1 protein-coding gene is annotated in these 10527 nt (G+C 62.0%); it reads right to left on the bottom strand.

All coding sequences use genetic code 11. The annotated features are described in order from the left end of the window. Positions 1 to 10395, bottom strand: a 10395-nt coding sequence (locus ZAL01S_RS10155) for a DUF7507 domain-containing protein (RefSeq protein WP_217995479.1), incomplete at its 3' end; no start/stop codon positions are given. Positions 10396 to 10527 lie beyond the last annotated feature (132 nt).

Genomic DNA, 10527 nt, shown 5'->3' with positions numbered 1-10527 from the left:
ACCAACCTTCGAACCATCACCCTGCGTGTACGCGCCGGACTTCACAACGCGAAGGCCCGGGAGCTGGTCGTAGCTCACGACATCCGGATCCTTGTCCGTCACCGTGCCGCCCTTGGGGTCAGCACCGGTCACGGTCGCAACGTTCTGAATCGCACCAGCATCAAGGTCACCCTGCGTGAGCGTGTATTCAGCCGAAACCGTCTTCACCTCACCCGGAGCAAGATCACCAACGGTGATCGAGGAAGGTGCGGTCAACGGGTCGGACACCGTCACGCCAGTCAGCGGGACGTTGCCAGTGTTCGAGACCTGGAAATCAAAGGTCACGACATCACCAGCGGAGACCTTGCCATCACCGTTCGTGTCGGCAGGAGCCGCGTGCGACTTCTGGACGTCGATCGCCGGCGTCTGCTTTGTCGGCGTGGTGGCCGTGGCGCTCGAGGTCGGCGGCACGAGCGGGACACCCGGTGTTGCCGTCGGAATGTCCGTCTGGCCCGGTGTCGGGCTCGGGTACACGCTCGGGGTCGGGGTGTCACCCGTTACGGTGGCCTCGTTGATGACCATGCCCTTGTCGAGGTCAGCCTGCGTAATCGTGTACGTCGCGAAGACCGTCTTGGCTTCGCCCGGCTTCAACACGCCAACCGACATCGTGTTCGACGAGAGGCCCGGCATCGGGTCGGTTACCGTGACGTTCGTCATTGTCACCGTGCCTGTGTTCTCCACGTTGAAGAAGTAGGTGATGACGTCGCCAACCTTCGAGCCGTCGCCCTCCGTGTAACGGCCGCTCTTGTAGACCTTGAGGCCCGGCTGCTGCTCGTAGTTCACGACGTCCGGATCCTTATCCGTCACCGTGCCGCCATCAGGCGTCGCACCCGTCACGGTCGCGAGGTTCGCAATCGCACCCGCGTCGATGTCCGCCTGCGAAAGCGTGTGCGTGGCGCGCACCGTCTCGGCCTCGCCCGGCTTGAGCGTGCCAACAAGCATCGAGGTCGGATCGGTAGTCGGGTCAGTCACCTCAATGTCGGTGAGGGTCACGTTGCCCGAGTTCGTCACGAGGAACGAGAAGTCGACGATGTCGCCAGCGGAGACGCGACCGTCACCGTCCATGTCACGCGGGGTCGCATGCGACTTGTCGATCGTGACCGCCGGAGCCTGCTCGAACGGGATGGTGTTCGTCGCGGTCGGCGTGTTCGTCGGGTTCTGGGTCGTCGGGATCGGCACCGGAGTGTTCGGTGTCGTCTGGCCCGGGGGCGGGGTCGGCGTCGGGCCGGTACCCGTGGCGGTTGCCACGTTCACCTTGAGGCCTGCGTCGATGTCTTCCTGGGTCAGTGTGTACGTCGCGGTGGCCGAGCCTTCAGCGCCCGGAGCGAGGGTGCCGATCGGCATCGAGTTTGTCGAGAGGCCCGGCATCGGGTCGTTGATCACGACGTTGTCGATCGTCACGTTACCCGTGTTGGTAACAGTGAAGGTGTACGTGATGACATCACCCGCTGAAGCACCAGGTGCTCCGTTGTCGGTGGTCACCGCACCGTCCTTTTGCACGATCAGGCTTGGCTGCTGTTCGTAGCTCACCAGTGCCGGGTCCGTGGCACTGACGCGAGGAGCGCCCTCGGGCGCACCAACAACGGCGGCGTCGGCGGTCGCCGTGTTTGCCACCGAGCCAGCGTCGACATCCGCCTGTGTCAGCGTGTACTGAGCGGTGACCGTCTTCGTTTCTGCAACAGCGAGGTCGCCGATGTCTACTGTCCACGGCTGAACGCCCGGTGTTGCCGGGTCACCGTCGATGAGCGGGTCAGTCACCTTCGCGTCAGTGAGCGGAAGCTTGCCCGTGTTCGTGACGGTGAAGACGTAGTCGATCACATCTCCGGCGCTTGCGCGTCCATCGGCGCCCGCGTTGAGGGTGCCGGCCTTGTCAATAGTGATGGCAGGTGCCAGCTCCACGTGCTCGCTGTCGAAGCCGAGCGGGCGATCCACTCCCGGAGTCACCGGGAGGCCGGATGCGATCGCGCTGTTGTCGATGTAACCACGCGTGATGTCAAGTGCCGTGATCTTGTAGTCACGGGTGATCTCGACCTGAGCTCCGGGCGCAAGTTCACCTGGCACCGGCTGGGTGGAAAGGTCGAGCGGAATGAGGTTTTCGTCAATCAGCGGGTCACTGATGTAAACGCCCGTGAGTGTCGTATTGCCCGTGTTGGTCACCAGGAACGAGTAGCTCACGGTGTCGCCCGGTTGGGAGCCGTTACCGACGCTCAGGGCACCTTCCTTGTCGACAGAAATATCTGCCGTCACGGTGTACTCAGAGTGCCAAGTGTCGCTGTCAGAAACTTCCGTTCCCCGTGGGGAGGTACCGCGCACATTCACCTGGTTGTCGAGGTAGCCGCGGTCGATGTCTGCCTGCGTGAGCGTGTAGACGGCGGAGAGCTCGACATACTCACCCGGTTGGATCAAGTTCTCGGCTGCCGGGTCGAACGCCGTATTCGGTGCGTGGCCCGGCCAGTCCGTGTACTGCAGATTCTCGATCTCGATGTGGTCGTTCACGTCGATCACATTCAGCGGGACGTTGCCGGTGTTGTCGATCACGAAGGTGTAGCTAATCGTGTCGCCAGCTTCGGCACGGAAGTCACCGTCGAGGTCGCTCGGCGGCGTACCGATCTTCGTCACTTCGAGCTCCGGGCTTTCCGGAATTTCGAGGGTCGCGTCATCGCTCGCATTTGGCGTCGCGCCGCTCGGTGAAGTGCCCTGAACGGTCGCCTGGTTCGTCAGGGTTCCGTCGGTGACCACCGACTGGGGAATTGCGTAGCTCGCCGTCGCAGTCGCCTGCTGCCCTGCAAGGAGGACGCCGGGCTGTGCAGCATCTGGCCATGTGATGTTCACACTTGCCGGGTCGAGCAGCGGGTCGTTCAGCGTCACGTTTGTGAGTGGGACATTGCCTGTATTCGTGATGACGAAGGAGTAGTTCGCGGTGTGGATGCGATTGTCCGTGTCGGGGTCGCGCGTTTCCACGTAGGAAGCAGTCTTCTCGAGCGCGATCGTGGCACGCTCCGGAACATCCAGTGTGTGCGTGTCCGTAGCCTCTGGAGGAGTACCCGTTGGCGGCACGCCGGTAGCGGTTGCTGTGTTGACGATTTCACCGCGGTCGAGGTCCGCCTGCGTCACCTTGTAGCTTGCGGTGCCTCGCGCTGATTCTCCAGGCGCCAGCTGGTTGGGGGCACCCGGCCAGGTGAAGGTGACCGTCGAGAGTCCGTCGAGCGTATCGTCCAGTGCGACGTTCGTGAGGGTCACTGCGCCCGTGTTCGTGATGACGAAGCTGTAGCTCACTGTATCGCCCACGTGGCTTCCCGCGAGCGGGTCTTCCGCGGCGCCGTCGAAGGCACCGTCCTTTTCAAGCGTGAGGGCGGGTGCTGCTTCGTAGCGGACCGTTTCGGGGTCCTCGTCCGTCACGCTCACGTTTTGTGGTGAGACGCCTGAGGTGGTTGCCGTGTTCATGACGGCGCCTGCGTCGATGTCGGACTGGGTGAGCGTGTAATCGGCGATGAAGCTCACGCTCTGGCCTACCTCGAGCGTTCCCTCTGCACCGGGCCACGACGCGTTCGGGTCCACCGTGATGTTGCTGAGGCCGGGCAGAGCATCCTGTACGCCGACCTGTGTCAGCGGCACGTTGCCCGTGTTCTCAACAGTAAAGCGGTACTTGACGACATCGCCAGCGTTCGGGGTGGTGTCTGCACCGGCATCGAGCACACCAAGCTTGTCGAGTGTGATGGCCGGGGCCTGCGTCACAGGGACATCGACCTCGGTCGTCGCTGGCGGTACCTCACCTGAAGGAGGAGTGGCCGTTGCTGTGACCGCGTTGTGCACCTTGCCAGCTGTGATGTCTTGCTGTGTGAGCTGGTATGTGGCGGTTGCCGTCGCCGTCTGCCCGGGGCGCAGCGTTTGAGGTTCGGCTGGGTCCGGCCATGTGATCACAGGCGTGGAGAGGCCGGGAAGCTGGTCATCGAGAGCCACATTTGTGAGGCTCGTCTGGCCAGTATTGGTCACCTCAAACGAGAAGGTCACGGTATCGCCGACCTGGTGCCCATCAGCACCCGGGTCGACTGCCGTACCTGTCTTCTTGACGGCCAAACCAGGCTTTGCGTCGATTGGCGCGTCAGCATCGTCAGAGTCCGACACCTGCTGGTCGCTCTCCGTGGGCGCCGTCACGCTGTACACATTGTGCACAGTGCCAGCGTCGATCTGCGCCTGCGTGAGGAAGGACTGTCCGGTCGCGCGGGCCGTCTCACCGGGCTTCAGTACACCGGGTGTTGCCGGATTGGGCCACTGCACCTGGGATTTCACGAAGTCAGGTAGCGAGTCAGTACCGTTCACACCGAAGAGCGTCGTGTTGCCGCTATTCGTCTTCGACACCGCCCAGTTCACGGTGTCACCGACGCTCGGCACACCATCAGCACCGAGGTCAATGTTGGTGAAGTCCTTCGTGACCGTGAGTGCCGGTTCAGGGGTGGTCTGCAGCGTTTCTGACGCGGGGGCGGTGGTTTCGTCACCGCTCGGCGTGACACCGCGCGCAATTGCGAGGTTGTTCACGACGCCACGGTCGATGTCTTCCTGCGTCAGTTGATACGGGACGAGGACAGTCACGAACTCTCCCGGGGCAAGAGTGCCCGGAGTATCGGGGTTCGCCCACATGGCATCTGTCAGATCAACGGCGCCACCGAGCATCGGGTCAGTGATGGTGACGTCGTTGAGCACGAGGTTACCGTTGTTGACCGCCATGAGCGTATAGGTGATGACGTCTCCGGGCGTCGAGCCGCCTGTCTCGCTGTCATACGCGCCCTTCTTCACGAGACCAATCGAACCGAAGGCTGCATACTCGATGTGGACCGAGTCTTCGCGCGTGAGCGGCTGGTTGTTCGGATCAAGCGCCGTCGCGGTCGCCGTGTTGTCGAGAAACTCTCGGTCAACATCCGCCTGCGTCAGGACGTAGTCCCGCTGGAATGTGATGGCACCACCAGGAGGCAGCACACCGGGCTGTGCGGGGTCCGGCCATTCAACGTCGGCAGGAATCGGGACGTTTCCGCCGAGCAGGGGGTCGGTCACCGTCGGGTTGTGGAGTGTGACATTGCCACTGTTGCGCACCAAGAAGGTGTAGCGGGCAGTGTCACCCGCAATGACAACACCGTCTGCGACTTCGCCCTCCGGCGGATAGAGCTGCGCGCTCTTGTCAAAGCTGAGGTCAGCAATGGCCTTCACCGGCATCGTCACAGAGTCCTCTGCAACCGGCGGGGTCAAGCCAGCTGGCGGGGTACCCGTGGCCGTGGCATTGTTCACGATGCTTCCAGCATTGATGTCGACCTGGGTCACGGTGTACGTCGCCACACCCGTCGCCGTTTCACCCGGTGCCAGCACGCCCGGCACTCCCGGCCAAGTGGTGGTGATTTGCGAGAGGTCCTTCTTCACGTCAGTGATCTGGACCGAAGTCAGCGTCGTTGACCCAGTGTTGGTCACCGTGAAGGTGTACTCGATGCGGTCACCGATCTTCGAGCCGTCGCCCTCAACGTATGTTGCGGTCTTGTCGAGGGTGATGTTCGCACTTCCCTGGAAGGTCGTGGTATTCGGGTCAACGTCGCTGACCTTCGTGCCACGCGGGCTCGTCCCATCAGCGATCGCGGTGTTCGAAACCGCGCCAGCGTCGATATCTGCCTGCGTGAGGATGTAGCTCGCTGTGGCACGAACGGTCTCACCGGGCTCGAGCGTCTTCGTAAATCCTTGCGGGAAAGTCACGTTCGAGAGGTTCGGAAGCTGGTCACTGAGGGTTACGCCGCTGAGGGGCACATTGCCGGTGTTGGTGAGATCGAAGGTGTACTCGATCGAGTCCCCGGCATTGACGACACCATCGGCACCCGGCACAACTGTGCCGTTCTTCTCGACGTCGATTGCAGGGTGTTCCACCGTGGGAAGTTCGAAGACGGTGTTCGCGGTGGGCGGCGTCAGCCCCTGCGGCGGCGTGCCTGTCGCGGTTGCAGGGTTGACCACCTTGCCAGCGTTGAGATCAGCCTGCGTGATCGGATACGTCACCGTCGCCGTCACTGTCTGTCCCGGCTGGAGAACACCGTCGGCACCGGGCCAGCTGTAGCTGACAGCAGAGGTGCCCGGAAGCTGATCAGTGATCGTGACTCCCGTCAGTGTGACAGGGCCAGTGTTTGTCGCGTTCAGCGTGAAGGTTGCGACATCGCCAACCGTGCCTCCCTGGCCAGGGAGGAAGCTACCGGTCTTCGTGAGCGAAATGCCGGTATCCCGCGTGTAGCTGACCGTGTTCGGGTCCTTGGCCGTGACCGAGGCGCCGTCCTTCGACGTGCCGGTCGCTGTGGCGGTATTCATCACAGAACCCGCATCCACGTCTGCCTGCGTCAGCGTGTAGCGTGCGGTTGCCGTCACGGAAGCACCCGGGGCGAGGCTACCCGGAGCCGCCGGGTCTGGCCAGGCACCAAAGCTGATGTTGCTGAGCCCTGGAAGCGGGTCGTGCACACGCACGTTGTCGAGCGTCGTTGTACCCGTATTCGTTACGACAAAGCTGTACGTGACGGTGTCACCGGCGCTCGCAACACCATCAGCCCCAACATTGAGATTGCCCTGCTTGTCAAGGGCAATTGTCCGCACGGGATCAGCCGTGATCGTTGCCGAGGCCGTCTTGGTTTGCGTACCTGAGACTTCCGAGTTAGCTGAGCCGGTCACCGTGTTCGTGATTTCGGCGCGGCCGGTTGCCTGGTTCGGCTGCTTGTCAAGGTCGGCCTGCGTGATCGTGTAGGTAGCGGTGGCCGTCACCTTTTGACCTGGCAAGAGCTCATTTGGCTGCACGGCGCCGGACCAGTCATAGCTGAGTTCTGACAGCCCCGGCATCGGGTCCTTGAGCGAGACGGTGTCAAGCGTCACATTGCCCGTGTTCTCAAGGGTAAAGGTGTAGGTGATGACCTCGCCGACCTTGCTGTACTTGGGCTGGCTGGCGACCTTTGTCACCTTGAAGTCGGAGGTGCGTGCCGTCGTGACGGTGGCGCTGGCAGTGTCTGTCTGCTCGACACCGAGCGGGTCAGTAGCGGTGACGGTAGCCGTGTTCTTGACCTCACCGTAATTGTACTGTTCCTGCGACATGGCGAGGGTTGCCTTCACCGTCACGGTCTGGCCAGCGTTCAAGACTCCGGGTTTCGCCGGGTCGGGCCACGCGTAGGTGAATCCGCTCAGGCCTTCCAGCTGATCCTTCAGCGTCACGTTCTGAAGCATGGTGTTGCCGGTGTTCTTGATCGTGAAGGTGTACGTGAGCGGCTGCGCCTCGGCGAGCGACTTCACACTGGTGGGCGTCACAGCCTTCTGCAGGTCGATACCAGAGACCTGTTCGACCGGAATTGAGTTGGTGTCACTCGAGTACACGGGCGAGTTGTCGTACGCGTTCACACCGTTTGCGGTGGCCTGATTCTCGACGACACCGGCATTGATGTCCGCCTGGGTGAGCGAGTAGCTCGCCGTACAGTTCACCTTGCCGCCGACGGGGATGCTCCCCTGGGCACCCGGCCACTGGCAGGTCACGGCGCTCAACCCCTTGAGCGGGTCGGTCACGGTGACGTTGTTCAACGGGGTGTTACCGATATTCGACACCGCGAAGTTGTAGGTGATCTTGTCGCCTGGCACGTGACCCGCGCCCTGGGGAAGCGTGCCGGCGAACTTACCGGTCTTGTCGAGTGTGAGACCCGGACTCCAAATCGCGCGTTCGCTCCAGGTGTCCGTGGCGGTAGCCGTCTGCGTGCCGTTGGCACCGGTCGCGGTCGCCTTGTTGTCAATCTTGCCCTTGGCGATGTCTGCCTGGGTGATGGCGTAACTACCCGTACAGCTCACCTGCTGCCCGGGAGCAAGCGTGCCCACGGTACCGGGCCATCCCGTGCAGGTGATCGTCGGAACGAGGGGGTCGTTCACCTTGACGTTGGTGAGTGTTGTCGCACCCGTGTTCGTGACGAGGAACTTGTAGTTGATGCGGTCGCCAGCAACGGTCGAACCATTGGTGGCGAAGGCGCCAGTCTTGTTGAGGCTGATCGCAAGGTTCTGCGCGACGGGGAGCGTGTTGTCGTCTACAGCCGACACGGCCTTGCCACGAACGCCGGTCGCGTTCGCTGTGGCCACGTTCGAGATATAGCCGCGGTCGAGGTCTGCCTGAGTGAGTTTGTACGTTGCGGTGTACTTCACCGTTTGGTTTGGGAGGAGTGTCCCCGGCTTTGCCGGGTCTGGCCAGGCGCCCGCCACTGGGGTGGACAGGCCTGGCAGCGGGTCCGAGAGCTTGACATCGTTGAGCGTGACACCACCGTTGTTCGTAACGTAGAAGGTGTAGTTCACGGTGTCGCCAACGCGTTGGTTCGAGCCAATCGCGTGGCTGCCTTGCTTGTCGAGCGCAATGTCAGTCGTATCAGGCACCTGACGTTCGGCTGTGGATGTATCAGTGGCTCGCGAGCCACCGTCCGAGTCGGCCGCGCTCACGGTAGCGGTGTTTCGCACGTAACCGCGATCAACATCAGCCTGCGTCTTCGTGTAAGTGGCTGTATAGGTCACGCTCTGCCCCGGGGCAAGGACGCCCGGCTTTGACGGGTCGGGCCACGAACCCGCCGTCATCGCCGAGAGGCCCGGGAGCGGGTCGGAGAGGCGGACATCGGCCAGCTTGGACTGGCCGGTGTTCGTGACCTTGAAGGTGTACTTCAGCACATCGCCGGCAAATCCAGGAACGCCTGACTTCAAGGCAACAGACTTGTCGAGTCGGACGGCGCTGGTCTGGACATCAGAGGTGTCCGTCGTGACCAAGTTGTCGGTGAATCCTCGCGTATTACCCTTCGCAGTCGCGACATTGGTATACGGCGTACCTGTATAGGCGGGCCCCGCGCAGGTGTAGCTCGTACTCGCTCCGGGAGCCAGCGTGCCAATCGTGCGTGCACAGCTCGGCGCGAGCGGATCGGTCACCACAATGTTGTCAAGGGTGGTCGAACCCGGGTTTGTCACCGTGATCTTGAACTGCGGCACTTCGCCGACAACCACGTATCCCGTCTCTTGACCATTGGCCATGGTCTTTTCAATCGCAATCTGCGACACCGGCGTCGCAAGGATGGCGTTCTGCACCAAATAGTTGTCACCGGTCGTACCGAAGTAGATGTCTGCGTGCGTGAGGCCCGCGGCGAGTGGCAAGTCCTTCGTACTGACGTCAACACTCGCGTTGTACGTCCTCGCGGCAGCCACTCCGGTCATGTTGATGGCACCATCCGCTCTAGACACACCGATATTGCCGTAGGCACCATCGATGTTCGGGAGTTCCGTCCACGTCCCCCCACGGTTCACGGAGTAGCGCCCCGTGTCGCCCTTGATGTTGAGGTCGCCCTCGTACATCGTCATACCAATTCTGGAACCAAGGCCAAGCACCGGGGGGAAGTCGAAGGGGACGCTGAGACCGCCACCCGAGATGATGCGCTTGTGACCGTCGTAAATGGTCACCATGCGTGCCTGCGAATCGACTGCGTTGGCCGGATCAAACTTGCCGTAGTCGTACACGAGGGCAATCGACCAGCCCGCGTAACAGTTGAAGCCGTTCGCTGCCCAAATGTCACCAACCGAAATTGTCTGGCTGCCGCTCGGCATGTTCGCAAAGTACTGCGAGACGTCTGCCTGAGCTGAGTAGTACTGGGCATCATTCGCGCCAAGCTGCGTGAGTTCTTCCCACGCAACAAAGCTGGGTGAAACCGTGACATCGCCAGCGTTACCAGGAACACGGAGCTGAACCGCCTGCGTACGATACCCGGTCGTGTTTGTTGGAAGCTTCGCTGTGGGGTAGCGGCCGAAGCTGTCGGTTACACCCATGCCACACATCGGCGACGAGACACCCTGCACGACGCCCGTAGTGCCTGACCAGTACAGCATCGCCTTCACGACCTTGGCCCCGGTCGGGATCGTGACAGTTGCAGAGCTCGAGTTGGGCCCCGCCATGCCCGAAACCACATCCGCATTCGTCATAAATGCGGTGTCGTTGTTGTTGTAGGTGCCACTTCCTCCCGTGTGCAGCTGCGTGCAGTTGCCGTTGTAGTACGAGCTACCAACCCAGTAGTAGGCGGTGTTCGTCATCGCCTGGTCACAGCGCACGACGCCGTTACCGGCCATGGTGAAGTTGCCGTTCACTGTGACTGTGGAGTCAACACCCCACGTGCCGTTATTGAGCGCCCTCGTCGGCTCGGCCGGAGTGAAGAACGTGAGGCCGCCACCCAGGAGGACAGCACTCAGCAACGCGACCACGGCGAAACGAGCCCAGTCGCGGAAGTTGCGTACGGACTTCACCGTTCGAGGTGCGAGGTCGGTCTGCGTCCAATCAGGCAATCCAGCAGGCATCATGCTCCTTATAGCCGCAGTCACCCATCGGCTACGGGGCACACCGACAGACTGCGGGCCGACATATAAGACAGTACATGCCAGTGATCACTCAGACAACAGTAAGGCGAATGTCATGTTCGGCCTTCGACCAGC

The sequence above is a fragment of the [Zimmermannella] alba NBRC 15616 genome, from assembly GCF_001570905.1.
Classification (GTDB): domain Bacteria; phylum Actinomycetota; class Actinomycetes; order Actinomycetales; family Microbacteriaceae; genus Pseudoclavibacter; species Pseudoclavibacter albus.
The sequence above is the reverse complement of the archived record's forward strand: the minus strand, read 5'-3'. Positions and strand labels throughout refer to the sequence as shown.